Annotated in this window: 28 protein-coding genes; 16 read left to right on the top strand and 12 right to left on the bottom strand. The window is 74.4% G+C overall.

Translation table 11 applies throughout. The features are described 5' to 3' along the window. Positions 1-9: 9 nt before the first annotated feature. The 3 genes from IE316_RS08835 to IE316_RS08825 form a co-directional block, all read right to left on the bottom strand. Complete coding sequence (locus IE316_RS08835) at positions 10-255, bottom strand: non-oxidative hydroxyarylic acid decarboxylases subunit D (RefSeq protein WP_190203604.1); 246 nt, start codon at positions 253-255, stop codon at positions 10-12. Positions 256-285: 30 nt separating this feature from the next. Beyond that, a complete protein-coding gene (locus IE316_RS08830; protein WP_190203603.1) occupies positions 286-1710 on the bottom strand; it encodes a non-oxidative hydroxyarylic acid decarboxylases subunit C in 1425 nt (474 codons plus the stop codon). A gap of 64 nt (positions 1711-1774) precedes the next feature. Further along, positions 1775-2371 carry a non-oxidative hydroxyarylic acid decarboxylases subunit B gene (locus IE316_RS08825; protein ID WP_229910279.1) on the bottom strand — a complete coding sequence of 199 codons (597 nt, stop codon included), beginning with the start codon at positions 2369-2371 and terminating at the stop codon, positions 1775-1777. A gap of 129 nt (positions 2372-2500) precedes the next feature. Between IE316_RS08825 and IE316_RS08820 the strand changes: the two genes are divergently transcribed. Further along, a complete protein-coding gene (locus IE316_RS08820) occupies positions 2501-3382 on the top strand; it encodes a helix-turn-helix domain-containing protein (RefSeq protein WP_229910278.1) in 882 nt (293 codons plus the stop codon). A 25-nt stretch (positions 3383-3407) separates the two neighbouring features. Here the strand turns inward: IE316_RS08820 and IE316_RS08815 are convergent, their stop codons facing one another. After that, positions 3408-4316: a YceI family protein gene (locus IE316_RS08815; RefSeq protein WP_190203602.1), complete on the bottom strand. Its 909-nt coding sequence runs from the start codon at positions 4314-4316 to the stop codon at positions 3408-3410. Between the two features lie 548 nt (positions 4317-4864). Here IE316_RS08815 and IE316_RS08810 point away from each other — a divergent pair. Both IE316_RS08810 and IE316_RS08805 read left to right on the top strand, forming a co-directional pair. Beyond that, positions 4865-5695: an ATP-binding cassette domain-containing protein gene (locus tag IE316_RS08810; RefSeq protein WP_268257636.1), complete on the top strand. Its 831-nt coding sequence runs from the start codon at positions 4865-4867 to the stop codon at positions 5693-5695. Beyond that, complete coding sequence (locus IE316_RS08805; RefSeq protein WP_190203600.1) at positions 5692-6348, top strand: hypothetical protein; 657 nt, start codon at positions 5692-5694, stop codon at positions 6346-6348. Before IE316_RS08810 ends, IE316_RS08805 begins: the two co-directional genes overlap by 4 nt. 115 nt (positions 6349-6463) lie before the next feature. Here IE316_RS08805 and IE316_RS08800 read toward each other — a convergent pair whose 3' ends face one another. Beyond that, complete coding sequence (locus IE316_RS08800) at positions 6464-6793, bottom strand: antibiotic biosynthesis monooxygenase family protein (protein WP_190203599.1); 330 nt, start codon at positions 6791-6793, stop codon at positions 6464-6466. 129 nt (positions 6794-6922) lie between these two features. Between IE316_RS08800 and IE316_RS08795 the strand changes: the two genes are divergently transcribed. Next, positions 6923-7183, top strand: coding sequence for a hypothetical protein (locus IE316_RS08795; protein WP_190203598.1), 261 nt, complete (start codon positions 6923-6925; stop codon positions 7181-7183). 58 nt (positions 7184-7241) lie between these two features. Here the strand turns inward: IE316_RS08795 and IE316_RS08790 are convergent, their stop codons facing one another. Then, positions 7242-7826 (bottom strand): TetR/AcrR family transcriptional regulator, encoded by a 585-nt coding sequence (locus IE316_RS08790; RefSeq protein ID WP_190203597.1) that lies wholly within the window; start codon positions 7824-7826, stop codon positions 7242-7244. Positions 7827-7848: 22 nt separating this feature from the next. Further along, positions 7849-8433, bottom strand: coding sequence for a sugar O-acetyltransferase (locus IE316_RS08785; protein WP_190203596.1), 585 nt, complete (start codon positions 8431-8433; stop codon positions 7849-7851). Between the two features lie 276 nt (positions 8434-8709). Here IE316_RS08785 and IE316_RS08780 point away from each other — a divergent pair, with 276 nt between their 5' ends. The 3 genes from IE316_RS08780 to IE316_RS08770 all read left to right on the top strand — a co-directional run bounded on the left by IE316_RS08780 (position 8710) and on the right by IE316_RS08770 (position 13025). Beyond that, positions 8710-10269: an APC family permease gene (locus IE316_RS08780; RefSeq protein ID WP_190203595.1), complete on the top strand. Its 1560-nt coding sequence runs from the start codon at positions 8710-8712 to the stop codon at positions 10267-10269. A gap of 83 nt (positions 10270-10352) precedes the next feature. After that, positions 10353-11282 (top strand): GNAT family N-acetyltransferase, encoded by a 930-nt coding sequence (locus IE316_RS08775; protein ID WP_190203594.1) that lies wholly within the window; start codon positions 10353-10355, stop codon positions 11280-11282. Between the two features lie 450 nt (positions 11283-11732). Beyond that, positions 11733-13025 (top strand): YeeE/YedE family protein, encoded by a 1293-nt coding sequence (locus IE316_RS08770; protein WP_190203593.1) that lies wholly within the window; start codon positions 11733-11735, stop codon positions 13023-13025. 16 nt (positions 13026-13041) lie between these two features. On the opposite strand, the gene IE316_RS08765 is transcribed toward IE316_RS08770, so the two are convergent. Further along, positions 13042-13245: a hypothetical protein gene (locus tag IE316_RS08765; protein WP_190203592.1), complete on the bottom strand. Its 204-nt coding sequence runs from the start codon at positions 13243-13245 to the stop codon at positions 13042-13044. A gap of 183 nt (positions 13246-13428) precedes the next feature. Between IE316_RS08765 and IE316_RS08760 the strand changes: the two genes are divergently transcribed. The 3 genes from IE316_RS08760 to IE316_RS08750 all read left to right on the top strand — a co-directional run bounded on the left by IE316_RS08760 (position 13429) and on the right by IE316_RS08750 (position 15780). Then, complete coding sequence (locus tag IE316_RS08760) at positions 13429-14067, top strand: DUF998 domain-containing protein (protein WP_190203591.1); 639 nt, start codon at positions 13429-13431, stop codon at positions 14065-14067. A 186-nt stretch (positions 14068-14253) separates the two neighbouring features. Next, positions 14254-15462, top strand: a complete 1209-nt coding sequence (locus IE316_RS08755) for a cytochrome P450 family protein (RefSeq protein ID WP_190203590.1) — start codon at positions 14254-14256, stop codon at positions 15460-15462. An 87-nt stretch (positions 15463-15549) separates the two neighbouring features. Beyond that, a complete protein-coding gene (locus tag IE316_RS08750; RefSeq protein ID WP_190203589.1) occupies positions 15550-15780 on the top strand; it encodes a hypervirulence associated TUDOR domain-containing protein in 231 nt (76 codons plus the stop codon). A 24-nt stretch (positions 15781-15804) separates the two neighbouring features. Here the strand turns inward: IE316_RS08750 and IE316_RS08745 are convergent, their stop codons facing one another. Both IE316_RS08745 and IE316_RS08740 read right to left on the bottom strand, forming a co-directional pair. Next, on the bottom strand, positions 15805-16947 hold the full coding sequence (locus IE316_RS08745) for an AI-2E family transporter (RefSeq protein ID WP_190203588.1): 1143 nt from the start codon (positions 16945-16947) through the stop codon (positions 15805-15807). Positions 16948-16985: 38 nt separating this feature from the next. Next, positions 16986-17834 carry an MmyB family transcriptional regulator gene (locus IE316_RS08740; protein ID WP_190203587.1) on the bottom strand — a complete coding sequence of 283 codons (849 nt, stop codon included), beginning with the start codon at positions 17832-17834 and terminating at the stop codon, positions 16986-16988. 126 nt (positions 17835-17960) lie between these two features. Here IE316_RS08740 and IE316_RS08735 point away from each other — a divergent pair, with 126 nt between their 5' ends. Both IE316_RS08735 and IE316_RS08730 read left to right on the top strand, forming a co-directional pair. After that, the gene (locus tag IE316_RS08735; RefSeq protein ID WP_190203586.1) at positions 17961-18197 is read left to right on the top strand and encodes a 4-oxalocrotonate tautomerase family protein; all 237 of its coding nucleotides are present in this window, start codon (positions 17961-17963) and stop codon (positions 18195-18197) included. After that, positions 18194-18970: an SDR family oxidoreductase gene (locus tag IE316_RS08730; protein WP_190203585.1), complete on the top strand. Its 777-nt coding sequence runs from the start codon at positions 18194-18196 to the stop codon at positions 18968-18970. The genes IE316_RS08735 and IE316_RS08730 overlap by 4 nt, the downstream gene beginning before the upstream one ends. 166 nt (positions 18971-19136) lie before the next feature. On the opposite strand, the gene IE316_RS08725 is transcribed toward IE316_RS08730, so the two are convergent. Together IE316_RS08725 and IE316_RS08720 are read right to left on the bottom strand one after the other, a co-directional pair. Beyond that, positions 19137-19796, bottom strand: coding sequence for a response regulator transcription factor (locus IE316_RS08725; RefSeq protein WP_190203584.1), 660 nt, complete (start codon positions 19794-19796; stop codon positions 19137-19139). Continuing rightward, a complete protein-coding gene (locus IE316_RS08720; RefSeq protein ID WP_190203583.1) occupies positions 19784-21058 on the bottom strand; it encodes a sensor histidine kinase in 1275 nt (424 codons plus the stop codon). The genes IE316_RS08725 and IE316_RS08720 overlap by 13 nt, the downstream gene beginning before the upstream one ends. 182 nt (positions 21059-21240) lie before the next feature. Between IE316_RS08720 and IE316_RS08715 the strand changes: the two genes are divergently transcribed. From IE316_RS08715 to IE316_RS08700, 4 genes are all read left to right on the top strand, one after another. Then, positions 21241-21477 (top strand): hypothetical protein, encoded by a 237-nt coding sequence (locus IE316_RS08715; RefSeq protein WP_190203582.1) that lies wholly within the window; start codon positions 21241-21243, stop codon positions 21475-21477. After that, positions 21474-22226 carry an ABC transporter ATP-binding protein gene (locus IE316_RS08710; RefSeq protein ID WP_190203581.1) on the top strand — a complete coding sequence of 251 codons (753 nt, stop codon included), beginning with the start codon at positions 21474-21476 and terminating at the stop codon, positions 22224-22226. The genes IE316_RS08715 and IE316_RS08710 overlap by 4 nt, the downstream gene beginning before the upstream one ends. 116 nt (positions 22227-22342) lie before the next feature. Then, positions 22343-24880: an FtsX-like permease family protein gene (locus IE316_RS08705; RefSeq protein ID WP_190203580.1), complete on the top strand. Its 2538-nt coding sequence runs from the start codon at positions 22343-22345 to the stop codon at positions 24878-24880. Between the two features lie 442 nt (positions 24881-25322). Continuing rightward, positions 25323-26876, top strand: a complete 1554-nt coding sequence (locus IE316_RS08700) for a pectate lyase family protein (RefSeq protein WP_190203579.1) — start codon at positions 25323-25325, stop codon at positions 26874-26876. The last annotated feature ends 13 nt before the right edge of the window (positions 26877-26889 follow it).

The following is a 26889-nucleotide window of genomic DNA, read 5'->3' as shown; positions in this document are numbered from 1 at the left end:
GCGGCGTGCTCAGCGGGTGCGCAGCGGCGGGACCGCCGGCACCTCCGAGGCCGAGGCGATGTCCTCCTCCGTCAGCCGGAACAGCGCGGGGTACGCCGCCCGGCTGGTGCGCCGCTCCGGCTCCGTCGTCCGCCACATGTAGAGGCAGCGGGGGCACTGGAGCACCTCCCAGACACCGGGGACGGGCGAGGTGGTGACGGTGGTGACGGCGTCCCCGGCGCAGCGGGGGCAGTCGGGGGTGTGCGGAACAGACATGATCCGGTCCTTTCCAGGTGGGGGGTGGGCTCAGCGGCCGGCGAGCAGCGTGCGCAGCTTCGCGGCCCACTCGGCGGTCTCGGGCAGGTCCTTGACGGGGGTGCCGAAGTTGCCGCGCACGTCGGGACCGACCGGGGTCGTCGCGTCGATGATCATCTTGCTGGTGACGCCGGCCGGCTGGGAGGCCGGGGCGAGTTCGACCACCGACAGGTTCGGGATGACCACGACGTCCTCCCTCGGGTTCACCTTGGCGGACTGCGCCCACATCACCTGCGGCAGGTCGAACGGGTCCACGTCCTCGTCGACCAGGATGACCTGGGAGACGTACCCCAGGCCGTGCGGCGTGGTCATGGCGCGCATCCCGACCGCCTTGGCGAAACCGCCGTACCGCTTGGCCGTGGAGATGATGACCAGCAGCCCGTGCGTGTACATCGCGTTGACGGCGCGCACCTCGGGGAACTCGGCGCGCAGTTGCTTCAGCAGCGGCACGCTGGTGTTCGGGCCCACCAGGTAGTCGCACTCGGTCCACGGCATGCCGAGGTACAGGGACTCGAAGACCGGGTCGGTGCGGTAGGAGATCCGCTCGATACGGATGACCGGCATCCGCCGGCCGCCCGAGTAGTGGCCGGTGAACTCGCCGAACGGGCCCTCGATCTGCCGCTTCCGGGACTCGACGACGCCCTCGATGACCACCTCGGCGCCCCAGGGGACGTCCAGGCCGGTGTGCGGGGCGGTGGCGATGGGCATCGGGGCGCCGCGCAGGGCGCCCGCCATCTCGTACTCCGACTGGTCGTAGCGCAGCGGCATCCCGGCCACGATCGGGACGACCGGGTCGTTGCCGAGGGTGATGGCGACGGGCAGGTCCTCGCCGTTCTCCTCGGCGGTGCGCAGATGCTGGGCGATGTCGTGCACCGGCACCGGCTGGAGGGCGAGCCGGTCGCGCCCGATGACCTCCAGGCGGTACGTGCCCAGGTTCTGCTTGCCGAAGTGGTCCGGGTCGGCGGGGTCCCGGGAGACCACGGCCGCCTTGTCGAGGTAGAAGCCGCCGTCGCCGTCGTTGAGGCGGAACAGCGGCAGCACCCGGAAGAGGTCGACGTCGTCACCGGTGAGGGTGTTCTCCAGCCACGGCGCCTCCGCGCGGCGCTCGGGGGCGACCGGGAAGGCGTCCCAGCGGCGGGCGAACTCCTCGACCTGCTCGCGCGGGGAGGTCTCCTTCGGCAGCCCGAGGGCGAGGGCGTGGTTGCGCCAGGAGCCGTGCACGTTCATGGCGATCCGGGCGTCGGTGAAGCCCTTCACCCGGTCGAACCAGAGGGCGGGGGCGCCCTCGCCGATGCGGCCCGCGGCGTTGGCCGCCGCCGCGATGTCGGGCTCCGGGAGCACCTCGTCGGTGATCCGCAGGAGCTGTCCCTCCTTCTCCAGCGTGTCCAGGAACGAGCGCAGGTCGTCGTACGGCATGAGGGGGGTGTCTCCTTGCGTTCGGGGTGAGGGGCGCGAAGCGGTGGGACGTGCGGGTGCGGCGTCAGGAGGCGCGGCGCGGGCCGTCGAGGCGGGCGGCGCGCATGCCGTCCCAGCGGCGGGCGCCGTCGGCGGGCAGGCCGAGCTGGTCCAGGACGCGGGAGACGATGTGCTCCACGACGTCCTCGACGGTCGCCGGGTGGTTGTAGAAGGCGGGCATGGGCGGCACGATCCGCACGCCCATGCGGGCCAGGGCGAGCATGTTCTCCAGATGGATCTCGCTGAGCGGCGTCTCGCGGGGCACCAGCACCAGCGGCCGGCGCTCCTTCAGCGTCACGTCCGCGGCCCGGCCGACCAGGCCGTCCGCGTACCCGGCGCGGATGCCCGCGAGGGTCTTCATGGAGCAGGGGACGACGACCATGCCGTCCGTGCGGAACGAACCGGAGGAGATGGTGGCGCCCTGGTCCTCGGGCGCGTGCGCCACGTCGGCGAGCGCGGCGACCTCCCGCATGGTGCGGCCGGTCTCCAGCTCGACGGTGGCCCGGGCCCAGCGGCTGGCGACCAGGTGCGTCTCCACGTCCGGCAGGTCGGCGAGGCGCTCCAGCAGCCGCACCCCGAAGGGCGCGCCGGTGGCCCCCGTCATCGCCACGATCAACCGCACGGCACCTGCTCCTTTTCGGTCAGTCCCCGCTTCGTCTCCCCTTCACGCTAGGAGGCGCTCCTGGCGAGGGGCGGTACGCTGAGGACAACCGATGGGAAAAAACGGTCAGGTGCGGAGGGTGCGGGAGACATGGCACGGGACGCCGGGGCGATCACGGAGGTGGCGTTCCGGCCGGCGCTGAGCGCGCCGATCGGCATGGACGTGGTCGACTTCGCCGAGCTGCGGGCCCGGGGCCGGCGCCGGGGCATCGACCTGTCCAGCCCGCAGCGCCCCGCCTTCCACCACCTCATCCACGTCCACCCCGGCTCGCCGCCGCTGGACCACACCGTGGACTTCACCCGGCACGTCGTTCCGCCGGGGGGCTGGCTGTGGGTGCGCCCGGGGCAGGTCCACCAGTTCGCGGCGGGACCCGAGGGGCCCTGGGAGGTGGCGGACGGGCTCATCGTGATCTGGCGGCCCGGTTTCGTCCCCGACGACCCGCCCGACGCGACGGCGCCCGTGGTCCCGGACGGCGCCCGGGCCCGCCCGGTGGACCTGGCCCGCGAACACCTCGTCGCCGAGTACGCGGACGTGGGCGCGATGCCGCTGGAGGCGCACAACAAGGCGCTGCGGGCGCTGCTGTCGGTGCTGCTGCTGCGCCTGACCCACGCCGCGCCCCCGGCGGCGGTGGCGGCGACCGGGCGGAACGGGCCCTTCGAGCGCTACCGGGCCGCGGTGGAGCGGGACTTCACCCGCACCCACCGCGTCGCCGACTACGCCGCGGCCCTCGGCTACAGCACCCGTACCCTCACCCGCGCCACCCTCGCCGCCACCGGGTCCACCGCCAAGGCGTACCTGGACGCGCGGATCGTGCTGGAGGCCAAGCGGCTGCTGGTCCACACCGACCTGGGGGCCGCCGACGTGGCCCGGCACCTGGGGTTCGCCGATCCGGGCGACTTCGGCAAGTTCTTCCGCCGGCACGACGGCCGCACGCCGCTGCGGTTCCGGGCGGAAGCGCGGGGCACGGCGTGACCCGGGCCCGCGGCGGGCCGGGCGGCTACTCCGGCGGCGTCGGGGTGTCGGGCGTGCGGTACATCGCCTGCACGTCCAGCTCCAACTGCACGGTCGGGCCGACCACGGCGATGCCCCGGGCCAGCATCGACCGCCAGTTGAGGGTGTAGTCCTCGCGGTGCAGCTCGGTGGTGGCCAGGGCCGCGCAGCGCAGCTCCTCGCCGTACCCGCCGTTGACCGTGCCCAGGTAGGTGGTGTCCAGCGCGACCGAGCGGGTCACGCCGTGCATGGTGAGGGTGCCGTTGAGGGTCCACTTGCTGCCGCCGCGGAACGCGAACCGCGTGCTGACGAAGTCGATGTACGGGTAGCGCTCCACGTCGAGGAAGTCGGCGGAGCGCAGGTGGTTGTCCCGGGTGGTGTTGCCGGTGGTGATGCTGGCCGCCTCGATCCGGACCTGCACCCGCGAGCCGGACATGTCCGGGGCTATGTGCACCGCACCGTCGAACCGCTCGAAACGGCCGTGCACATGGGCCATGCCCACATGCTTGGCGATGAACCGGATCGCCGTGTGCGGCGGGTCGAACACCCAGTTGCCGGCCGGCGGGAGCGCGAGCTGCCGCGCGGGCTGGAGCCGGACGGCCGACGGGGGCTCGCTGACACCCTCGGTGACATCGAGGCTCTCGCGGTGCGGCTCCAGGCCCTCGGCGACGATCAGCATGCTGTAGCGGCCGGCGGGCAGCGCCGCCAGGAACAGGCCGTAGGGGTCGGTGGTGCCGCGGGCGACGACCCGGTGGGTGTCCAGCGCGGTGACCGTGACATCGGCCCCGGCCAGCGGCTGGTCGACCGGGTCCAGCACGGTACGGCCGACGGCGCCCGCGCCGGCCGGGAGGGGCAGCGTGAGAGCCGCGTGCGCGGCATCCCGGTGCCGTCGACGCCGAAGCAGCCCGAGGGCCATGGTGGTTCACCTTTCACGAGGGGGGAGGGGGCTCGGACCCACCCGTGCTGCGAAGGGGGGCGGGCGGACCCGAAAACCCGTCAGGACGCCCTGTGCGGCGCCGGCCCGGCGTCGGGTTCGACGGTGTGCACGGGCAACGCCTCACAGGACAAGGGCAGTGTACGAGCCCGCATGATCATGACGGATGGCGGGTGGCCGGGAGGGTCCCGGCCACGGCGGTGACCGCGCTCGGCGGCGGTCCCACCGCACCGCGCGGACGACGGCCCCGGCCGGCCCGGCACGACGGCCCGCCGCGCGACCGGGGCACCGGACAGCTTCCCGGTCGCACAGCCGGACTCCGCCAAGACGACGGCCTGGCTACCCCGACCACCCGGAGCGCCACCCTCCGCCGACCACCGCGCGGACGCTCGCCCCGGCGGCCTTCGTCGGGAGGAACGGCGAGGTCTCCCGTCCGTCAGACTGGACGGGCCGGTGCTCAGGCCACAGGGAGGGACGCGTTGTTACGTTGCGAGGCGGTCGGCAAACGGTACGGCGGCGGACGGTGGGTCCTGCGTGACGTCGACATGAGGATCTCGGCCGGTGATGTCCTCGCGGTGGTGGGCGGCAACGGCTCGGGGAAATCGACCCTGTTGAGGATCCTCGCCGGACTGTCCCGGCCCACCTCCGGAAGCGTGTCGCGCCGACTGACGCACATCGGTTACGTACCGGACCGCTTCACCCCCCACGACCGCGTCTCGGCGCTCTCCTACCTCACCCACCTGGGGCGCATCCGCGGCCTGTCCACCTCAGCCGCCCGCGCCCGGGGCGACCACCTGCTGGAGCGGCTGTCCCTGGTGGGCGAGCGGGAGGCCCCGCTGCGCACGCTGTCGAAGGGCAACGCCCAGAAAGTCGCGCTCGCCCAGGCCCTGCTCGTCCGGCCCGACCTGCTCGTCCTCGACGAGCCCTGGTCGGGTCTGGACGCCTCGGCCCACGGTGTCCTCTCCGAACTCATCGGCGAAACGGCCGCACAGGGCGGGGCGGTGGTCTTCACCGACCACCGCGAAGCGATCGCCGAGACGCACGCCGAGGGCGTCCACGTCATCAGCGACGGCCGGGTCACCTCGCACGGAGGCGGGCGCGGCGGGCGCGGGGCGGCGGTGGTCGAGCTGGTCCTGGCGGTGCCGCCCGCGGGCGGCAGGCCGGCGGAAGTCAACTGGTCGGCGCTGCCGGGTGTGGACGACTCCGCCTCGCGCGACGGGGAGGTCGTGCTGCGAGTGGCGCGGGAGCACCTGGACGCCGTCCTGCTGACCGCGCTGCGCCACCGGTGGTCGGTGGCGGGCCTCACCGGAACCGCGGGCGGACCTCGTCACCGGTTCGACATGAGGAGGTCCGCGCTGTGACCGCCCTGGTGCGTTACCTGTTCACGGTGCTGCTGCTGTCCCAGCGCTGCGTCGCGCCGCTGCTGCTGTTCGTCGGTCTGGTGGCCGTGCTCACCGGCAGCGACGCCGGTCCGCTCACCGCGACCTACGCCTCGGTGGCCGGGGCCATGCTGCCGTGCTCGGTCTGGCTGACCATGGCCCTGCTCGGCCTGGAGGACCGGGCGCACCGCTCGATCGTCGTCGTCAGCGCCGGAAGCCATCTGCGGGTGCTGCTCGCGACGGTCGGCACGGCCGCCGTGTGGTGCCTGCTGCTGGCGGCCGCGGGTCTGCTGCTGCCGCTGATGTTCGGCACCCACACACCAGGCCCCGCGGACCTGGCCCTGGGGGTCGAGGCCCAACTCACCTGTGCTCTCACCGGCATGGCCATCGGACTGGTCTGCTCACGGCTGGTGTTCCGACGCCAGGGCTACGCGCTCGTCCTCGCCCTGGTGCTCCTGCTGGCCGCGCTGCTGGGCAGAGGCGTCTCGCCGGTCAACATCATGCTCACCCGCTTGCAGAACGCCTCGGACTCCGCGGACGCCCTGGTGCCCACGGCGGGCCCGCTCGCCGTCGCGGCGGGCTTCCTGGCGGTCGGCGCGGCCGTCACCCAGGCGATCACCCTCAGGAAGGCGTGAGCCGGGTGACGCGGGGGAGGGGCGGGCGCCGGTCCGCGGCCGGCGAGCGGCGGTGCCCCGGGCCCGCGTCGGGGGACGGGGACCCGGGGTGCCCTGCGGCGCGACCCGGCGGGGACTACGCGCCCGCCGGACCCGCCTGCTGTACGACCTCGAAGGACCACAGCGTGGAGCCGCTCGCCGCGGGCTTCGGGCGGTCGCCGGACGGGGCGTCGCCGCCCTGGTGGGCCGTCTTCATCGGGCCCTCCATCCATGCCTGGAAGGACTCCTCGTCGCGCCACCGGGTGTAGACGAGGTAGGTGTCGGTGCCCTCGACCGGCCGGAGGAGTTCGAACCACTCGAAGCCGTCGGAGTTCTCCACGGCGTGCGCCCGCGACGCGAAGCGCTTCTCCAGGGTCTCCCGCTGCTCGGCGGGAACGGTCAGTACGTTGATCTTGACTACGCTCATGGTGCTCATCCTGCCGTACGCCGGGCCCCGGTGACGGACGCGCGGATCCCCCCGGCCCGGACGCCGGCCGTGGACAGCGGGGCCGCGGTGCGGCCGTGGATGTCAGTGGCGGATGCGAGGCTTCGGGGCATGGATGAGGCGGAGTTCATGCACGGCCGGGTCTACGGCGCCGACCACGGCGATCCCGGGCCACGGGCCGGACGCGCGTACGCGCAACTGGTCGGCGGTCCGCTGGACGGCCTGCTCCTGGACGTCACCGAGGCCCGCGACCCGGGCGCGGGTGTCGCGCTGCCGACGGAGATAGGCCGGTACGGACCCGGGGGCCGTTCCGTGTACGCGCCCCGGCCGACGGACGCGCGGCGCTTCGACTGGCAGGGCGACATTCCGTGACGGGGCGTCGCCGGGCGGGGGAGGGGACGGGGTGGCCGGGGCCCGTGCGGCACGGCGGTCAGGTTCCGTGCCGCACGGGCGGCTGAGGGGCCCGCTCGGCGGGTGTCGTGGTGATGCGCCGGACGGCTTCCAGGGTCAGGGCGCGGCCGTGCGGTGCGGCGGCCAGGGCCCGGTGCAGGGTGAGGCCCTCGATCAACGCGTCGAGCTGGCGGGCGGTGTCCGGGTCGAAGTGCTTCTCCAGGTGGACCCGGCTGCGGCCCATCCACTCGTGGGTGAGTTCCCGGTAGGCGGGACGGCGGGCGGCGAGGGTGTACAGCTCCTGGGTGAGGACCAGGTCCCGGCGGCTGCCCTCGGAGAGGCGGTGCACCAGATCGGCCACCGCCGCCCTCGCCTCCTCCCGGTCGGCCGGGGCGGCCAGGTGCGCGTCGAAGACGGCGACGATGTGGTCCGTGAACCGGCGGAACGCCGCGCGGAGCACCTCGTCCATCCCGTCGAAGTGGTACGTCATCGAGCCGAGCGGGACCCCCGCGCGGGACGCGATCTTCCGGTGGGAGACGCCCGCGACGCCCTCCTCGGCGATCAGGTCGAGGGCGGCGTCGAGGATGCGGTCGCGGCGGTGGGGGTCCGTGTGTCCGGTGGCCATGGCGGAGTCGGCGTACCGGAGGTCAGAGGTCGCGGACCGGGCGGGCGGGGTTGCCGACGGCGACCACACCCGGCGGCACGTCCTTGGTGACGACCGCGCCGGCGCCGATGACCGAGTCGTCCCCGATGGTCACCCCGGGCAGCACGATGGCGCCCCCGCCGAGCCACACGTTGTCGCCGATGGTGATCGGCCGGGCCGCCTCCAGCTTGTCCCGCCGGGGCCCCGGCTCCAGCGGATGCGTCGGCGTCAGCAACTGGACGTTCGGTCCGATCTGGCAGTCCGCGCCGATGGTGATCGCCGCGACGTCCAGCGCGGTCAGGTTGTAGTTGACGAAGGTGCGCGCCCCGATCGCGATGTGGTCGCCGTAGTCCACGTACAGCGGCGGTCGTACGTGCGCGTCCTCGCCCAGCGAGCCGAGTAGTTCCCCGAGGAGCGGCCGGGCGGCACCGGCGTCCTCGGCGTAGGCGGCCTGGTACCGGGCGGCCAGCCGCACCGCCCGCTGCTGGCGGCGGGCGATCTCGGGGTCGTCGGCGATGTAGAGGTCGCCCGCCCGCATCCGTTCCAGGTTGCTGCGCGGGTCGCCTGCGAAGTAGTCGGTCGGCGGCATGACGGCGACCCTACCCCGCGAGCGTACGAACGTACACTCCCGGTGTGACGCAGATCATGAGGCAAGGGGGGAAGGGCGAGATTCGGCCACCGCTGCGGTTACCGAATACCGGACACCCACCAGTCGGCCTGTGAGCTGTCGGACATGATCGAGACTCTGCCATCGATTGAAAGGTGGGAAGTCGCTATCGCCAGCGAAGTGACGGTGCGCTGACGGGCGGGTGGATCGCGTCGCGGAACCGACACCACGGAAACCGCAGGATTTAACGTCTCGTTCATGACTCAGCTCGACGTACGGCCCGGGGCCACCGACAAGGGCGACGGGGCCCCCGCCGACGGCATGCGCGCGAAGGGCCTGAGCGGGAATTCCGTCGGCCTGCTGGGCAGCGCGGTCATCGGTGTCTCCACCGTCGCCCCGGTCTACTGCCTGACCTCCACGCTCGGCTCCACGGCCGGCGAGGTCGGCCCGCAGATGCCGGCGGTGTTCCTCGCCGGGTTCCTGCCGATGCTGCTGGTCGCCTTCGCCTACCGCGAGCTGAACAAGGCCATGCCCGACTGCGGCACCTCGTTCACCTGGACGGTGAAGGCGTTCGGGCCCCGCGTGGGCTGGATGTGCGGCTGGGGCCTGGTCATCGCCACGATCATCGTGCTCTCCAACCTGGCGGGCGTGGCGACCTCGTACTTCTGGCTGCTCGCGGGCGAGATCACCGGCAGTGACGCGGTGGCCGGCCTCGACGGCGACAAGGCCGTGCACATCGTCACCTGCCTGACACTGATCGCCGTCGCCACGGTGATCAGCTATCGCGGGATGACCGCGACCAAGGGCCTGCAGTACACCCTGGTCGCGCTCCAACTGCTGGTCCTGGCCGTCTTCGTGGCCATGGCCTTCACCAAGGCCGGCGACGCGGACTTCCCGACCTCCGCGGACTTCTCCTGGTCATGGCTGAATCCGTTCGCCGTCCAGTCGTTCGCCGCGTTCACGGCCGGGCTGTCGCTCTCCATCTTCATGTACTGGGGCTGGGACGCCTGTCTGACGGCCAACGAGGAGACCAGCGGCAGCAGCCGGACGCCCGGCCGGGCCGCGCTCGTCGCCATGGTGGTGCTCGTCGGCTCCTACCTCGCCACCGGCGTCGCCGCGCAGATGGCCGTCGGCTCCGGCGACCAGGGCCTCGGCCTCGCCAACCCCGAGACCTCGGACAACGTCTTCGCCGCCCTGGCCGGTCCGGTGATGGGCCCCGCGCTCGGCGTCCTGCTGTTCGTCGCCGTCCTCGCCTCGGCCGCGGCCAGCCTGCAGACCACGTTCATCCCCGTCGCCCGTACGGTGCTGGCCATGTCGGCGTACGAGGCGCTGCCCGCCTCCTACGCCGAGGTGCACCCGCGCTTCCGCACCCCCGGCCGCGCCACGGTGACCGCGGGCGTCGCGACCGGCGTGTTCTACACGGTGATGACACTGGTCAGCGAACACGTCCTGGTCGACACGATCTACGCGCTCGGCCTCATGATCTGCTTCTACTACGCGCTGACCGCCTTCGCCTGCGCCTGGTACTTCCGCGCCGACCTGCGGGCCTCCGGCCGCGACCTGCTGTTCAAGGGGGTCTTCCCGGTGGTCGGCGGGCTGCTGCTCGCGGCGGTCTTCGTCAAGACGCTGGCCGACATGTGGGACCCGGCCTACGGCAGCGGATCGTCCGTCCTCGGCGTCGGCTCGGTCTTCGTGATCGGCGTCGGCCTGCTCGCCCTCGGCCTGGTCGTCATGACCGTCATGCGCCACCGCAGCCCGGCCTTCTTCCGCGGCGAGGTACTGACCCGCTCGACCCCGGCGCTGGTGGCGGAGGACTGAGACGCGGGGCGGGGCGGGGCGACGGTGACCCGACCGGGAAATCGCCTTGCGGGCGCCGGTCCCGCCCCCCGACGCTTTCCGGCATGTCCCCAGCCTTCCTGCGGCCGGCCACGCTCGACGACGCCCCCGCCCTCACCGCCCTGCTCAACGAGATCGACCGCATCGAGATCGGCCGCCCCGAGACCGACCAGCACACCGTCGAGGCCGACCTGAAGCACCCCGACCGGGACCTGGCACGCGACTCCTGGGTCGCCGTCGAGGACGGTGTGCCGGTGGCGTACGGGCTGCTGTGGGACGAGTCCGGCGGGGAGCGCGTCGACATCGACCACTACGTGCTGCCCGGTCACCAGCGGGCCGGGCTGGAGATGCTCGCGGCGATGGAGGCCCGCGCGCTGGCCGTGGCCCGGGCGAACGGCGCCGCGCGGGCCGTCGTCCACCTGCACCTGAACACCCGGCCCACGACCGACACCGCCCTGCTCACCGCCCGGGGCTGGCACACCGTACGCCGCTACCACGTACTGCACCGGCCGCTGGACCCGGCGCGGGACCTGCCGCCCGGGCCCCCGGCCGGGACGCGGGTGCGGGCCTGCGCCACCGAGGCGGACCGGAGGCGGGTGCACGAGCTGTACCAGGCGTCGTTCGCCGGGCACTTCGACTTCCAGCCGCGCACGTACCGGCAGTGGCTGCACGACATCGACGCCGGAGGGCTGGACTGGTCCCTGGTGTGGATCGCCGCCACCGACGACCTGGGCGACGCCGGGTTCCTGCTCGCCCGGGACGACCGCGCGGCGATGGGCTGGATACGCAGCCTCGGCGTCCGGCGCGAGGCCCGCGGCCGGGGCCTCGGCGGCCTGCTGCTGCGCCACGCCTTCGCGGCGTTCGCCGCCCGGGGCCGCGACACCGTGGGCCTCGGCGTCGACACCGCCAACACGACGGGCGCCCCCCGCCTGTACGGCCGCCACGGCATGACCGTGCACTACGCCGTCGACACCTGGGAGACCGTCCTCACCTGACCCGGGGGGCCACCGGCCGGGCACGGGACGCCGCCGGCCCGCCCGGCAGGCCCGCGAGAACGCAGTACTTCAGCCGCCGCTGTCTCGAAGAATCGTCCACATGGCGAGACGGAAGGGTTTCCGGAGTCGATCGTTCCGTTATATTCGCACGCATGTCTGCTTCGGCTCCGCTGCTGTGCCTCGCGCTCTTCGCGAACTCGGCGTGGTGCGTCGACGACGGCCTCTGTCGCCGCTGAACACCGCCCCGGCCGCGCCTGACGCCTCCGTGCGCCGTGACGCCTCCGCGTGCTGATACCTCCGCGCCCCGGCGCCTCCGCATCCCCGTCCTCGCGCCCGGGGCCTCCGCATCCCTGAGCCCGGACGCCCCGGCGCCTCCGCGTCGCGCGCCGCCGTCGGCCCGGCATCCGTCCCCCCACCCGTCGTTCCCGTGCCCCACCCCGGAGATCGTCCGTGACCACCGCACCGCCCGCCGGGGCCCCCGCGCCGCCGCGCGTGCCCACCGGCCTGTTCACCCCGTCCCCCACCTCCTCCGTCCGGCCCGCCGCACCGCCTCTGCCCCCGGTGCGCCGCACCCCGCTCGCCGTGGCCGCGCTGCCGGCCGTGGCGCTGACCGCGTACGTCTGGTCCGCGCACGGCGCCAAGCCGGGCGTCCTGCTCCTGCTGGGCCTCGGCCTGGGCGTCGCCCTCTTCCACTCCCGGTTCGGCTTCACCTCCGCCTGGCGCCAGTTGGTCGCCGTCGGCAACGGCACCGGACTGCGCGCCCACACCCTGCTGCTCGGCACCACCGCCACCCTGTTCGCCCTGCTCATCGGCACGGGCACCGGTCTGTTCGGCGCCCAGCCCGCGCCCTCCGCCGGGCCGCTCGGGGTCGGCCTGGTGGCCGGGTCGGTCCTCTTCGCGATCGGCATGCAGCTCGGCGGCGCCTGCGCCTCCGGCACCCTCTTCGCCGTCGGCTCCGGACAGACCTCGGTGGTGCTGACCCTCGCCGGGTTCATCACCGGGGCGACGCTCGCCGCCTGGCAGTACGACCTGTGGAAGGACCTCCCCGCCTGGCGGCCGGTGGTCCTCGCCGACCACATCGGCTGGTTCGGATCCTGGGCCGTCACCATCGCCGTACTGCTGCTGGTGGTGTGGGTCTCCCGCCGGATCCAGGCCCGCCGCAACCCGCCGCCGATCGGCCCGGTGCCCTCCGCGCGCGGCGCGGCCCTGCGCGCGGTGCGCGGCTCCTGGCCGCTGGCCGTCGGCGCCCTCGCGCTGGCCGTGCTCGGCGCGGGCGTCCTGCTGGTGTCCGGCGGCGCCTGGGGCATCACCAGCGCGTTCAGCCTGTGGGGCTCGGAACTGGTGGGTGCGCTCGGCGGCCACCCGGAACAGTGGACCTGGTGGCGGCAGCCCGGCAACGACGCGATGCTCGCCGGCCCGGTCCTCGCCGACAAGACCAGCCTCACCGACATCGGCATCATGATCGGCGCCGCGGTCGCCGCCGCGCTCGGCGGCACCTGGGCCCTGCACCGCGGCATCCCCTGGCGCACGGCGGTCGCCTCGGTGCTGGGCGGCGTCCTGATGGGCATCGGCGCCCGGCTGGCCGGCGGCTGCAACATCGGCGCCTACCTCGCGGGCATCGCCTCCGGCAGCCTGAGCGGCTGGGTCTGGGGCGCCTTCGCCCTGGCCGGCACCTGGGTGGGCCTCAAGCTGCGCCCGCTCTTCGGCCTGGGCAACCCCAAGCCGGGCGACGGCGTCTGCTGAACCCGGCGCCGCCGGGTCAGCGGGTCAGCGCGTTCGGGTCGTACGCGCCGTTCGGGTCGTACACCCCGTTGGGGTCATAGGCGCCGTTCGGGTCGTAGACGCCGTTCGGGTCGTACGCCCCGGCGACCACTCGGCCCCCGTCCCCCGTGGCGGACGCGGCGGAGGCACCGATCCCGGCGACCGCCGCCGCCAGGCCGGCCAGCAGTGCGAGTACGGCCACGGGGCGGCGGTCGTGTCGGCGGTCACGTCGAGAGCTGGTCATGGCGATCCCTTCGAAGGTGCGGCGGCCCGCGCGGCCGCCGCACCACGACCCTCCCGCACCCCGCACGCGCGGCGGCGGCTTTTCGACGGACGTCGAAGCGGCGACCGTTATGCCGGGGGCTGTCCGCTTTATGGTGGTCCGGTGAGAAGGGTTCCCAGGTGGGTGCTGCTGTCGTCGGGGAGTGCGCCGGTCCTGCTGATCGCGGGCTGGGCCGTCGCCGCGGCGATGGAAGGCGGCGGCTACGACCCCGTCACCGAGACGATCAGCGTCCTGGCGGCGTACGGGACCCCGGGGTACTGGGTGATGAACGGCGCCTTCCTCGGCCTGGGCGTCTGCCACCTGCTCACCGCCTGGGGGCTGCGGGTGGCGGCCACCGCCGGACGGCTGGCGCTGGCCGGTGGCGGGGTGGCCGCGCTGGTGGTGGCGGCGCTGCCCGCGCCGAGCAGCGGCGGCTCCCTGCGCCACGGCGCGGTGGCCGTGATCGGCTTCGCCCTGCTGGCGCTCTGGCCGGTGCTGGCCGCCACCGGCGGCGACGCCGCGCCGTGGGCGCTCAGGCCCGCGCCCGCCTTCGCCGCGACCGCGGTGATGGCGGTGGGCGGCGCCTGGTTCCTGGTCGAGATGCACCGGCACGGCGCGATGGGCGTCGCCGAACGCGCGGTGACGGCCGTGCAGTCCCTGTGGCCCTTCGTGGTGGCCACCTCCTGCCTCCTGCACGCCGCGCACCGGACGCCCGGACGGGAGCCGCGGCCGGCGCCGGTGCGGTCGGACGCGGACCGGTGACGCGGGACGCCCTCCCGCCGGACCGCGCTCTGGACCGGACGGAACGCGGCGACCATGCTGGAACGGTCGCTCTCCCGGCCACCGCGGGAGCAGGGGGTACGGAAGCGAAGGGAGCACGGCACGGCACCCCGCGGTCCGGAGACGACACCGCGACACCGCGACCGGCCCATGGAAGGTGACCGCCCCATGACCATCGTCGACCTCGCCGCCCTCGGCGAGGAGTTCGCCCGCGATCCGTATCCCGTCTACGCCCGCTTACGGGCCCGGGGCCCGGTGCACCGCATCCGGATGCCGGAGGGCAACGCCGAGGCGTGGCTCGTCGTCGGCTACGAGGCCGGGCGGGCCGCCCTCGCCGACCCCCGGCTGTCCAAGGACTGGAACAAGGCGGCACCGTCCTTCAAGCTCGGCGCCGTCTCCTCCGGCCGGCACATGCTCGGCTCCGACCCGCCCGACCACACCCGGCTGCGCAGACTGGTCGCCCGTGAGTTCACCGCCCGGCGGGTCGCGGAACTCGCCCCGCGCGTGCAGAAGACCACCGACACCCTCCTGGACGCCATGCTCGCCGCCCCCGACGGCCGGGCCGACCTGGTCGAGGCGCTGTCCTTCCCGCTGCCCATCTCCGTCATCTGCGACCTCCTCGGCGTCCCCGACCTGGACCGCCGCTCCTTCCGCGCATGGTCGAACGACGCGCTCAGCAGCACCGACCCGGACGCCCGCGCGGCGGCCGCCGCCGCCATGGCCCGCTACCTCGTGGAGCTGGTCGCGGAGAAGCGGCAGCACCCCGGCGACGACCTGATGAGCGCCCTGATCCACGGCTCGGACGAGGACGGCGACACCCTGTCGCCCGACGAACTGCTCGGCATGGCCTGGCTGCTGCTGGTCGCCGGCCACGAGACCACCGTCAACCTGATCTCCAACGGCGTCCTCGCCCTGCTCACCCACCCCGACCAGTTGGCCGCCCTCCGCGCCGACCTGAGCCGGATCGACGCGGCGGTCGAGGAGATGCTGCGCTACGACGGTCCCGTGGAGACCCCGTCGTACCGCTTCACCACCGAACCCGTCACCATCGGCGACACCACCGTCCCCGGCGGCGGTGAGCTGGTCCTGATCGCCCTGGCCGACGCCGACCGCGATCCGGCGCGGTTCCCGGAGCCCGACCGCTTCGACATCGGCCGCGACGCGCGGGGCCATGTCGCGTTCGGCCACGGCATCCACTACTGCCTGGGCGCGCCGCTGGCCCGCCTGGAGGCCCGGATCGCCGTACGCACCCTGCTGGAGCGCTGCGCCGGCCTCGCCCTGGACATCCACCCGGCGGCCCTCACCTGGCGCCCCGGCCTGCTGATCCGGGGCCCGCTGAGCCTGCCCGTCCGGTTCACCCCGGCGGGGAGCGGCTGACGCCCCGCGTGTGCGGGACGGGCCGGTTGCCCGCAGGCTGGAAGTACGGCGAACAGCCGGGACCGGACCGGCGGCAGGGAGCACGGCATGGCGAAGAACCGAGACCGGGACGAGCGGCCGCACAAGGGCGACAAGGTCGCCTGGAGCAGCCACGGCAACGAGACCGAGGGACGGGTGGAGAAGAAGATCACCGAGCGGACGGAGGCGGCCGGCCGCACGGTGGACGCGTCCCCGGACGACCCGCAGTACGAGGTGCGCAGCGACAAGTCCGGCCGGACCGCCGTCCACAAGCCCTCCGCACTCAAGAAGAAGAAGTGACCCCGACGCCGGACCCCGCCCCGCTCACCCGGCGGCGGCCGGTCCGGGCACGGGTTCCGGCCGGTCCGGGCCGCCCGGGGTGTCAGGGTGGTCCGGGCCGTCCGGTTCGTCGCCGAGCTGTTCGCGTACGTAGTTCCAGACCACCGCGATCAGCGCGGCGACCGGCACGGCCAGCAGGCTGCCGACGATCCCGGCGAGGCTGCCGCCGAGGGTGACCGCCAGCAGGACCACCGCAGCGTGCAGCCCCAGGCCCCGGCTCTGGATGATCGGCTGGAACACGTTGCCCTCCAACTGCTGGACCAGCACGATGATCGCGAGGGTGATCAGCGCGTCCGTCAGCCCGTTGGACACCAGGGCGATCAGCACCGCGACGAACCCGGCGAACAGGGCGCCCACGATGGGCACGAACGCCGACACGAAGGTGAGCACCGCCAGCGGCAGCACCAGCGGCACCCCGAGGATCCACAGCCCGAGGCCGATGAAGACACCGTCGAGGAGCCCGACCAGCGCCTGGGAGCGGACGAAGGACCCGAGCGTCTCCCAGCTCCGCGCGGCCACCACCGGGACGTCGGTGGCGAGCCGGCCGGGCAACTGGCGGGCGAGCCACGGCAGGAAGCGGGGCCCGTCCTTGAGGAAGAAGAACATCAGGAAGACCGCCAGCACGGCGGTGATCAGCCCGTTGACGACCGTACTGATCCCGGTGGCCACGGTGGTGGTGATGGTGCCGACGCTGTCCTGGACCCGGGCCATCGCCGAGTCGACGGCGTGCGTGATCTGACTGTCGTCGATGTTCAGCGGCGGGCCCGCCGCCCAGTCCCGCAGCTTCTGGATGCCCTCGGTGACCCCGTCGGTCAGCTCGTCGGTCTGGGACGCCATCGGCACCGCGATCAGCGTCACGATGCCGGCTATGACCAGCAGGAACAGCACGGTCACCGCCGACGCCGCGAGCGCCGGGGGCCACTTGTGCCGGCGCAGCACACGGGCCAGGGGCCAGGTCAGCGTGGTCAGCAGCAGGCCGATGATCAGCGGCCACACCACCGACCACATCCGGCCGAGGATCCAGAGGGCGACCGCGAGCGCCGCCAGCACCAGCAGCGACTCGGCGGAGAAACGCGCGGTGGTGCGCAGTGCGGCGCGGGTTCTCGCGGAACTCAACGTGGCAGGCATGGGCCACACCCTAGGGGTACGGCTTCCCGCCCCGTCGCTCAGGAGTGTTCCGGCACCAGGTCCTGGGTGCCGAGGACGCCGAGCAGTTCCAGCCGGGCGCCGGACTCGGTGCCGACGGCGGGGGTGAACCACAGCAGCCGCTGGCGGCCGTCCTCGCTGAACAGGGTGAGGCAGTTGACCTCGATCACCCCGAGCCGGGGATGCACGATCCGCTTGCGCTCGGCACGGCGGACGGCGACGTCGTGCCGGTCCCACAGCTCCGCGAACTCATCGCTGGCCGCGCGCAGTCCGGACACCATCGCGGCGGCCTCCGGGTCCTTCGCGCCGCGCCGGCCGACCGCCGCCCGCAGGTCCGCGACGAGCTGCCGGGACTGGTGGGCGTGGTCCTCGGCCGGGTAGATGTGCCGGGACGCCGGGTCGGTGAACCAGCGCCACGCCAGGCTCGCCCCGGGCGAGTCGGCGGCGGGCGCCGGGCCGAACAGGGCCACGGCGAGGGGGTTCTGCACCAGCGTGACGTGCAGGTCGGTGATGACCTGCGCGGGGGTGCCGGTCAGCCGGTCCAGGAGGTCCAGCATGCCGGGGTGGACATGGGCCGCCGGGCCGCCCGGTGACGGCAGCGGGCGCCCGGCGAGGTGGTACAGGTGGTCGCGTTCGTCCTGGGTCAGCCGCAGCGCGCGGGCCAGCGCCGCGAGCATCTGCTCGGACGGCTGCGCGCCGCCCCGCTCCAGCTCGATGTAGTAGTCGACGGAGGCCCCCGCCAGGTGCGCCACCTCGTCCCGCCGCAGCCCCGGCACCCGCCGCCGGGGCCCGGTGGGCAGACCGACGTCGGCCGGACGGATCCGGTCGCGCCGCGACTTGAGGAAAGCACCGAGTTCAGCGAGGTCCATGCCCCCAGTGTGCGGCCGGCCGCCCGGCCCAGCCAGGGGGTGCCGACCCCTGGGTACGCGGCAACTGGCTCCGCCCGGCCCGGGCGCCCATCGTGGAGACGTCACCACGACACAAGGAGCCACGACATGCCGTTCGCGAACTTCAAGGTGCCCGAGGGCACACTCACCGCGCAGCAGAAGGAACTCATCGTCCACCGCACCACCGACCTGTACGCCGAGATCTACGGCGAGCGGGCCCGCGCGACCACCATGGTGCTCGTCGAGGAGGTTCCCGACGGCGGCTGGGGGATCGGGGACACCGTCCTGACCCGCGCCCTGCTCGAAGGCGACGACACCGGCACCGACCAGGAGACCACCGCGTGAACCTCTCCGGACACACCGTCTTCATCCCCGGTGCCACCAGCGGCATCGGCCTCGCCCTCGCCCTGGAACTGCACGCCCGGGGCAACACCGTCGTCATCGGCGGCCGGCGGACCGGCCTGCTGGCCGAGATCGCCGCCCGGCACCCCGGCATCGACACCGTACGCATCGACACCTCGGACGCCGCGAGCATCACGGCGGCCGCGGCGGAGGTGCTCGCCCGGCACCCGGACCTCGACGTGCTGGTCACCATGGCCGGCGTCATGCGGGTGGAGGACTGGCACGACCCCGCCTCGTTCCTCGCCTCCGCCGAGGAGGTGGTGACCACCAACGTGCTCGGGCCGATCCGGCTCATCGCCGCGTTCATCGAGCACCTGCGGTCCCGGCCGAGGGCCACCGTCCTCACCGTCTCCTCCGGCCTGGCCTTCGTCCCGCTGTCGGCCACGCCCAGCTACAACGCCTCCAAGGCCGCGATCCACATGCTCAGCGAGTCGATCCGGCTGCAGCTCGCCGACACCGGCGTCGAGGTCCTGGAGCTGGTACCGCCGTCCGTGCGCACCGCGCTGCTGCCCGGCCAGGAGGACAACGAGCTGGCGATGCCGCTCGACGAGTTCGTCGCCGAGGTCATGGAGCTGCTGCGGGACCGGCCCGACGCCGGGGAGATCCTGGTCGAGCGGGTGAAGTTCCTGCGCCACGCCGAGGCGCGCGGCGACTACGACAAGGTCGTGCAGACCCTCAACGGCACCGATCCGCACGCGCGGGCCCAGGCCCGCTGAGACCCCCCGGTCGCCGGGCCGGCGTGCGCCGCCGGCCCGGCCCGGTTACGGTTTTTCCTGACCGGCCCGCCGCTCTTGGCGGTGACGGTCAGGCGTTGGTCGTCTAAAGCAAGACGTCCCGCTCCCCGCGGGGAAATGCAGGTGCGAGACCTGCCCGACGCTCTGTTCAGGCCCGCGACCGGGTGCCGTCCAGATAGCGCAGGACGGCGGCCACCCGCCGGTCCACCTGGTCGGCCGGCGACAGGTCGAGCTTGGCGAAGATGGACCGGATGTGCTTGTGCACCGCTCCCTCGGTCACCACCAGGCGCCCGGCGATGGCGGTGTTGCCCAGCCCCTCCGCCATCAGCGCCAGCACGTCCCGCTCGCGCGGGCTGAGCCGCTCCAGTTTGCTGTCCTGCCGCGACCGGGTGAAGAGCTGGGCGACGACCTCCGGGTCGATGGCGGTTCCGCCGGACGCCACCCGGTGCAGCGCGTCGAGGAACTCCTCCACCCGGCCCACCCGTTCCTTCAGCAGATAGCCCAGGCCCGTCACCCCGCCGGTGAGCAGCTCGGTGGCGAAGGCCCGCTCGACGTACGCGGAGAGCACCAGCACCGCGAGGCCGGGCCGCCGCCGCCGGGCCTCCACGGCGACGCGGATGCCCTCGTCGGTGTGGCTGGGCGGCATCCGTACGTCGAGGACGGCGACGTCCGGCTCGTGCTCGTCCAGGGCGGCGAGCACCCCGTCGGGGGTGCCGGCGGTGGCGACCACGTCGAGCTGCTCGGCGCGCAGCAGCAGCGCCAGGCCCTCCCGCAGCAACGGGTCGTCCTCGGCTATCACGATCCGCATGGCAGGTCCACCTCAAGAAGGGTCGGGCCGCCCGGTGGGCTGGCCAGGGTGAGCGTACCGTCATGGGCCGCGACCCGGCGGCGGATGCCGGCCAGGCCGCTGCCGCCGTCCTCGTGGGCGCCGCCCCGTCCGTCGTCCTCGATCCGCAGCCGCAGCCTGCCGCCCCGGGAGCGGGCCGTGACGACGGCCGCCCGGGCGCCGCTGTGCTTGGCGATGTTGGTCAGCGCCTCGGCGACGACGAAGTAGGCGGTGGCCTCGACGGAGGCGGCGCACCGCTCGGGCACGTCGACCTCCGTGCGGCAGGGCACCGGGCAGTCCGCGGCCAGCCCCGACACGGCGCCCGCGAGACCCCGGTCGGAGAGGACCGGCGGCAGGATGCTGCGCGCCACCCCGCGCAGCTCGGCCAGGGCCTGTTCGGCGGCCGACTGGGCCCGCTCCAGGAGTTCGTCGGCGCCGGCCGGGTCGCGGGCCACCATCCGGCGGGCGGCGCCGAGCAGCACGGTGACGGCGACGACCCGGTTCTGCGCGCCGTCGTGCAGGGACCGCTCGATGCGGCGCAGCTCGGTGGCGTGCGCGTCCAGGGCGGCGGCCCGGGTCGCGGTCAGCTCGGCGACCCGCAGCGACAGGTCGGTGCCGGGACCGGCGGACAGCAGCCGCCGCCCGGGGTTCGCCTGGAGCCGCGCCAGGGCCGGGCCGAGACCCAGGATGATGGCGGTCCAGCCGAGGCCGAGCAGCGTCACCGAGGCCGCCTCCGGCCAGGTGCGGGCGGTGCCGAACCCCAGCGAGGTGCTGGTGGCGTCGGCGGGCGCCACCGGCCACAGCAGCGGGAAGAGGGTGTCCCGGACGGCGGCGATCGGCAGGTAGACGCCGAGCAGCCCGAGGACCAGGCCGAGGGTGGCGTGCCGCACCAGCCAGCGCAGTTCCCGCCGGGTGGTCGGGTCGGTGAGCGCCTGCCGCAGCCGGACCGGCGGCGGGTCGGGCGGCACCACCTCGGGTCCGACGCGGGTCAGCCGGGCCCGTTCCCGCCCGGCCAGGGCGTGCAGCGCCCGGGGCAGCACGGCGGCGAGCAGCAGCCCCACGCCCAGCGGCGCGGTCACGGCGGCCAGCACCACCAGCAGCAGGACGGCCAGGGCCGGGACGGCGGTGCCGAGGCCGCGGGCGAGCTGGGCGAGCGCCGCACCGGCGTCCCGCAGGGTCCGCGCCGCGGCCTTCCTGGGGCCGGCGCCCGCGCCGGGTGCCTCGGTCGTGCTCCGGGTCGTCATCAACCCTCCTTCCTCGGCCACCGACCCTAGAGCGCCGGTCCGTCCGCCGACAGGCGGACCCCCGGAAAGTACAGCCTGCTGTACCCCGAACCGGGCGGACAGCGGGATCGGCCGGGCGCACCCCCGGCCCCTAGCGTCGACGGAGACGGAACCGACCGACCCGGACCCAGGAGACAGTTGCCATGCCGGACACCGACCCCTACCGCCTGACCAGTACCCCCGAGGGCGGCACCGCGAGCGGCGCCGGCCGGAAGGACCTCGTCCGCACCCTGCTCTGGGCGGTCGTCGTGCTCAGCGCCGTCGCCAACATGGCGACCTCCTACGGCGACACCTCCGTCTGGCTCAACCTCGCCTGCGGCACGGTCACCCTCCTGGCCGCCGGCACCCTCGTCGTCCGCAACCTGCGCGGGCGCCGATGAGCACCGCCGTCGTCCCCGGCACCGGCCGCAAGGCGCCCGCCATCGCGCTGACGGGCGTCGGCAAGACGTACCCGGGCGGAGTGCGCGCCCTCGACGGCGTGACCCTCACCGTGCGGCACGGCACCTTCCTCGCCGTGATGGGGCCCTCCGGGTCGGGCAAGAGCACGCTGATGCACTGCGCCGCCGGACTGGACGCGCCCACGGAGGGCAGCGTCCGCATCGACGGCCACGAGATCGCCGGGATGGACGAGACCCGCCGCACCGAACTGCGCAGGGAACACGTCGGGTTCGTGTTCCAGGCGTACAACCTGATCCCCTCGCTCAGCCTCCAGGACAACATCACGCTGCCCCTGCGGCTGGCCGGCCGCCGCCCGGACCGGGCCTGGCTGGACACCCTGGTCGAACGCGTCGGCCTGGCCGACCGGCTGCACCACCGCCCGGCCGAACTCTCCGGCGGACAGCAACAGCGCGCCGCCCTGGTACGGGCGCTGGCGGCCCGCCCGGCCGTGGTGTTCGCCGACGAGCCGACCGGGGCGCTGGACCTGCGCGGCGCCCGGCAGGTCCTGGACCTGCTGCGCGGCCTCGTCGACGACCTCGGCCAGACGGTGGTGATGGTCACCCACGACCCGGCCGCCGCCGCCCGCGCGCACCGGGCCCTGGTGATGGCCGACGGCCGGGTCGTGGACTCCCTGCCCGAACCGTCGGCCGCCGAACTCGCCGACCGGCTGGTCGCGCTGGGGGAGGGCTGACCGATGCGGCACCCCGTCCCCCGCCCGACCGCGCACCCGTCCTCGGACCACCTGCCCGAACCGCCGGCCCCCGAACTCACCGACCGGCTCGTCGCGTCGGCGGAGAGGTAGACACCATGCTGCACCTCGCCCTGCGCATGACCGCGCACCGCATCACCGCCCTGCTCGCCGTGGCCTGCGCCGTCCTGGGCGGTGCCGTACTGATCACCGCCACCGGTGTCCTCGCCGAGACCGGCCTGCGCTCCCACCTCCCGCCCGGGCGGCTGGCCGGCGCGGACGTCGTGGTCACCGCCGACCAGCGGTACCGGCCGGACGCGGACCTCCCCGTCGCCCTGCCCGAACGCGCCACCGTCCCCGCCCGCCTGGTGGGAGAGCTGGGCCGACTGCCCGGGGTCACCGCGGCCGTCGGGGACATCGGCTTCCCGGCCGCCCTCCTGCGGTCCGGGCGGACCCTGCCGGCCGGCGAGGACGCCGGTACGGCCGGACACGGCTGGTCCTCCACCCGGCTGCTCGCCGGCCCCCGGATCGAGGGCCGGGCACCGGCGGACCCGCACGAGATCGCCGTACCGGCGGCGGCGGGCCTGGACGTGGGCACGCGCGTGCGGGCCGTCGTCGCCGGCCGCCCCGCCGCGCCCTACCGGGTCACCGCCGTGGTCGACGCGCCGGAAGCGGGCGTCTACTTCGCCGACCGTACGGCCCTGAAGCTGGCCGGACGGGCGGCCAGCGCCCCCGGGCCCCGGGCCGGCACCGTCGACCTGATCGGCCTGCGCGCCGCACCCGGCGCCGGGGAGGACCTCGCGGCGGTGGTCCGCGACCAGGTGGCCGGCACCGGGCTCCAGGTCCGTACCGGCGGCGAGCGCGGCGAGGCCGTGGCGCCGGGCGACGGCGCGGCCCGCTCGCTGCTCGTCCTGCTCGCCGGGTCGCTCGCCGGGATCGTCCTGCTGATCACCGGGTTCGTCACCGCGGGCGCGCTCGGCGTGGCCGTCGCCGGACAGCGCCGGGACCTGGCGCTGATGCGGGCCGTGGGAGCGACACCCCGTCAGATCCGCAAGCTGGCCGCCGCCCAGTCGACGGTCGTCGCCGCCGTCGCCCTGGCCCCGGGCCTGGCGCTCGGCTATCTGCTGGCGGACACCTTCCGCGGGGCACTCGTCGACCGCGGCGTCCTGCCCGCCGGACTGCCCCTGGTCCTCGGCCCCCTCCCGGCCCTGGCGACGGTCCTGCTCACCGCGGCGGCCGTACGGCTCTCCGCCCACTGCGCCGCCTGGCGCACCTCCCGGATGCCGGCCACCGAGGCGGTCGCGGAGTCCCGCAGCGAACCCCGCGCGTCCTCGCCGGGCCGCACCACCGCCGGGGCCCTGCTGATCGTCGCCGCGAGCGGGCTCTCCGCCGTCCCGCTGTTCGCCCGTACCGCCCTCGGCGCCGCCGCCACCTCGCTGGCGGGCATCATCGCCGCGATCGGCCTGGCACTGGCCGGGCCCGCCCTGGTCAGGGCGGCGGGCACGGCGGCCGTACGGCGCCTGCGGCCCGGCGCGCCGGCCCCGACCTGGCTCGCCCTGGCCAACGTACGGGCGTACGCGCAGCGCCTGTCCGGGGTGGTCAGCCCGCTGGCGATGGCGGTCGTGTTCGTGCTGACGTACACCTTCGCGCAGACCACCGTGCTGGCCGCCGCCTCCGGCGACACCCGGGCCGGCACCCTCGCCCAGCACCGGCTGACCGCGCCCGCCCTGGGGGGCCTGCCCGAGGGCACCCGGTCCGCCGTGCTCGGGCTGCCCGGGGTGCGGGCGGCGGAACCGGTGGCCACCACCACGGTGGTGTGGCCGTACCGGCAGTTCGGCGAGACGGAGAGCGAGGCGGCCACCGCTTCGGTGCTCACGCCGGGCGCGGCGGCCGTCCTGGACCTCGGGGTGCGCGAGGGCCGCCTGGACCGGCTCACCGGGAACACCGTCGCCGTCAGCAGCGAGGTCGCCGGGCCGCGCGACGCCGGACCGGGCCGTGAGGTGCGGCTGGTCCTCGGGGACGGCGCGCGGGTCACCGCCCGGGTGGTCGCCGTGTACTCCCGGGGCCTCGGCTTCGGGCCGGTGGTCCTCTCCCGGGACCTGGCCGCCGGGCACACCACGGCCGACCCGGCCGCCCAGTCCCTGCTGGTGCGCACCGACGGTTCGGCCGCCGCCGGACGCGCACTGGCCGGATACACCGCCGCCCACCCGGGGCTCGCCCTGACCGGCACCGGCAGCGGCGCCACGGCCGGGCGGGACACGCCGCCCGAGGTGTGGATCAACCTCGCGCTCGTCGTCGTCCTGATCGGCTACCTGCTGCTCAGCGTCGCCAACCGGATCGTCGCCGCCACCGCCCAGCGCCGCACCGAGATCGCCGCGCTGCGACTGGCTGGCACCACGCCCCGGCAGATCCTGGCGATGACCCGCCGGGAGTCGGCGGTGACCACCGCCGCCGCGCTCGCCGCGGGCCTCGCCCTGTCCGCGCTGCCGCTGGCCTTCCTCGGCCAGGGCTTCCTCGGCCGGCCCTGGCCGGCCGGCCCGGTCTGGCTGCTGCCGCTGACCGCGGTGACGGTGGCGGTCACGTCCTTCCTGACGGTGGAGCTGCCCACCCGGCGGGCGCTCAGGGCCGCCCCGGCGGAGGTGGTCCGGGCGGCGTGAGGCGGCGCGCCGGAGACCCGGAGAAGAACGCCAACTGAACAGCGGGCTGAAGGCCGATCACATCCATGACTGCGCAAACCCTTGCCACTGTCTCGCGGGCCACTCTATCCTCCGGGACGGAAAGCGCTTTCCCGCCCCGCGTTCCGCACGAGCCGCCACCGATCCACCGCGGGGTCTCACCCAGGAAACCGACGCGCCACGGAACCGAGGACGTACCCCGCGACGACGACCCGCCGCGCCGTCCGCCCCGGCCCCGCCGGCGATGTCACCGAGGCAACGGGAGCACGACCGGCACCGCGCCCGGACCAGCTCCGCCGCGGCACCGGCGCCCCGCCCCGCACGCACGCGCGTTCCCGCCGGCCGGCGGGCGGTCCGGCCCGGCGGCGGGCGCGCGGGGCGGCTACGGCACCACACCCGGCATTCCAGGCAAGGAGACGTCAGGATGAGACGACCAGTCGCTCTACGGCTGTCCGCGGCCACGGCCGTGGCGGCCCTCGCGGCCGCGCTCGGGGCGGTCGCGTCGACGCCCGAGGCATCGGCCGCGACCGGCGGCGCCACCGGCTACGCCACCCAGAACGGCGGCACCACCGGCGGCGCGGGCGGCCGGACGGTGCGCGCCACCACCGGCACCGCGATCCACCAGGCCCTGTGCGGCCGGGCCAGCAGCAGCACCCCGATCACCATCGAGGTCGAGGGCACCGTCAACCACGGCAACACCAGCAAGGTCTCCGGCTCCAGTTGCAGCACCGCCGCCGGGGTGATCGAGCTGAAGCAGATCAGCAACGTCACCATCGTCGGCGTGGGCGGCGGCGCGGTCTTCGACCAGGTCGGCATCCACATCCGTGAATCCAGCAACATCATCATCCAGAACGTGACCGTCCGGAACGTCAAGAAGTCCGGCTCGCCCACCTCCAACGGCGGCGACGCCATCGGCATGGAGAGCGACGTCCGCAACGTCTGGGTCGACCACGCCACCCTGGAGGCGTCCGGCGGGGAGTCCGAGGGCTATGACGGACTCTTCGACATGAAGGACAACACCCAGTACGTCACCCTGTCCTACAGCATCCTGCGCAACTCCGGCCGCGGCGGCCTGATCGGCTCCAGCGAGAGCGACCGCTCCAACGGCTACGTCACCTTCCACCACAACCTGTACGAGAACATCGACTCCCGTACGCCCCTGCTGCGCGGCGGCATCGCGCACATCTACAACAACCACTACGCCGGTCTCAACGAGTCCGGCATCAACTCCCGGGCCGGCGCCCGCGCCAAGGTCGACCACAACTACTTCGAGGACTCCAAGGACGTCCTCGGCACCTTCTACACCGACCAGGCCGGCTACTGGCAGGTCAGCGGCAACATCTTCGACAACGTCACCTGGAGCAGCCCCGGCGGCGACACCAACCCGGCCGGACCGGACCCGCAGTCCAACACCACGGTGAGCATCCCCTACGCCTACACTCTCGACCAGGCGTCCTGCGTCCCCGACGTGGTGAGCCGGACGGCGGGCGCCAACAAGGGGCTGCGCGTCTCGGACGGCAACTGCACCCCGCAGTCGCCGAGTCCGACGCCCACCGACCCCGGGACGCCCACGCCCACCGACCCCGGCACCCCCGGTCCGGGCGAGCCCACCGGCACCAACCTCAGCCTCTCCGCCGGTGCCGACGGCTCCAGCAAGGCGAGCGGCACCAGCTACGGCAACGTCCGCGACGGTGACCCGAGCACCTACTGGTCGCCGGCCGGCGCCACCGGCTCGGTCTCGGTCAAGTGGGACTCCGCCACGGCCGTCTCCACGGCCAGGATCCGGGAGACGACGGGCGCCGCGGGCCGCATCGGCACCTGGAAGCTGCTCAACGCCGACACCGGGGCCGTCCTGGCCTCGGGCAGCGGCGCGGGGACCGCCACCTTCCCCAAGACCTCGCTGAAGAAGATCACCTTCGAGATCACCGGCTCGACCGGCACCCCCCAGGTGGCCGAGTTCGAGACCTACGCCGGATAACGGCACCAGCGCA

This window comes from Streptomyces fumanus, assembly GCF_014655295.1.
GTDB classification, from domain to species: domain Bacteria; phylum Actinomycetota; class Actinomycetes; order Streptomycetales; family Streptomycetaceae; genus Streptomyces; species Streptomyces fumanus.
The sequence above is the reverse complement of the archived record's forward strand: the minus strand, read 5'-3'. Positions and strand labels throughout refer to the sequence as shown.

Bases quoted from the DNA above. Each gene is read 5' to 3' on its own strand.
- IE316_RS08705 (WP_190203580.1), top strand. From the start codon at position 22,343: ATGCTGCACCTCGCCCTGCGCATGACCGCGCACCGCATCACCGCCCTG.
- IE316_RS08740 (WP_190203587.1), bottom strand. From the start codon at position 17,834: ATGGACCTCGCTGAACTCGGTGCTTTCCTCAAGTCGCGGCGCGACCGG.
- IE316_RS08710 (WP_190203581.1), top strand. From the start codon at position 21,474: ATGAGCACCGCCGTCGTCCCCGGCACCGGCCGCAAGGCGCCCGCCATC.
- IE316_RS08720 (WP_190203583.1), bottom strand. From the start codon at position 21,058: ATGACGACCCGGAGCACGACCGAGGCACCCGGCGCGGGCGCCGGCCCC.
- IE316_RS08735 (WP_190203586.1), top strand. From the start codon at position 17,961: ATGCCGTTCGCGAACTTCAAGGTGCCCGAGGGCACACTCACCGCGCAG.
- IE316_RS08815 (WP_190203602.1), bottom strand. From the start codon at position 4,316: ATGGCCCTCGGGCTGCTTCGGCGTCGACGGCACCGGGATGCCGCGCAC.
- IE316_RS08755 (WP_190203590.1), top strand. From the start codon at position 14,254: ATGACCATCGTCGACCTCGCCGCCCTCGGCGAGGAGTTCGCCCGCGAT.
- IE316_RS08820 (WP_229910278.1), top strand. From the start codon at position 2,501: ATGGCACGGGACGCCGGGGCGATCACGGAGGTGGCGTTCCGGCCGGCG.
- IE316_RS08800 (WP_190203599.1), bottom strand. From the start codon at position 6,793: ATGAGCGTAGTCAAGATCAACGTACTGACCGTTCCCGCCGAGCAGCGG.
- IE316_RS08725 (WP_190203584.1), bottom strand. From the start codon at position 19,796: ATGCGGATCGTGATAGCCGAGGACGACCCGTTGCTGCGGGAGGGCCTG.
- IE316_RS08795 (WP_190203598.1), top strand. From the start codon at position 6,923: ATGGATGAGGCGGAGTTCATGCACGGCCGGGTCTACGGCGCCGACCAC.
- IE316_RS08745 (WP_190203588.1), bottom strand. From the start codon at position 16,947: ATGCCTGCCACGTTGAGTTCCGCGAGAACCCGCGCCGCACTGCGCACC.
- IE316_RS08775 (WP_190203594.1), top strand. From the start codon at position 10,353: ATGTCCCCAGCCTTCCTGCGGCCGGCCACGCTCGACGACGCCCCCGCC.
- IE316_RS08750 (WP_190203589.1), top strand. From the start codon at position 15,550: ATGGCGAAGAACCGAGACCGGGACGAGCGGCCGCACAAGGGCGACAAG.
- IE316_RS08790 (WP_190203597.1), bottom strand. From the start codon at position 7,826: ATGGCCACCGGACACACGGACCCCCACCGCCGCGACCGCATCCTCGAC.
- IE316_RS08780 (WP_190203595.1), top strand. From the start codon at position 8,710: ATGACTCAGCTCGACGTACGGCCCGGGGCCACCGACAAGGGCGACGGG.
- IE316_RS08715 (WP_190203582.1), top strand. From the start codon at position 21,241: ATGCCGGACACCGACCCCTACCGCCTGACCAGTACCCCCGAGGGCGGC.
- IE316_RS08785 (WP_190203596.1), bottom strand. From the start codon at position 8,433: ATGCCGCCGACCGACTACTTCGCAGGCGACCCGCGCAGCAACCTGGAA.
- IE316_RS08700 (WP_190203579.1), top strand. From the start codon at position 25,323: ATGAGACGACCAGTCGCTCTACGGCTGTCCGCGGCCACGGCCGTGGCG.
- IE316_RS08835 (WP_190203604.1), bottom strand. From the start codon at position 255: ATGTCTGTTCCGCACACCCCCGACTGCCCCCGCTGCGCCGGGGACGCC.
- IE316_RS08830 (WP_190203603.1), bottom strand. From the start codon at position 1,710: ATGCCGTACGACGACCTGCGCTCGTTCCTGGACACGCTGGAGAAGGAG.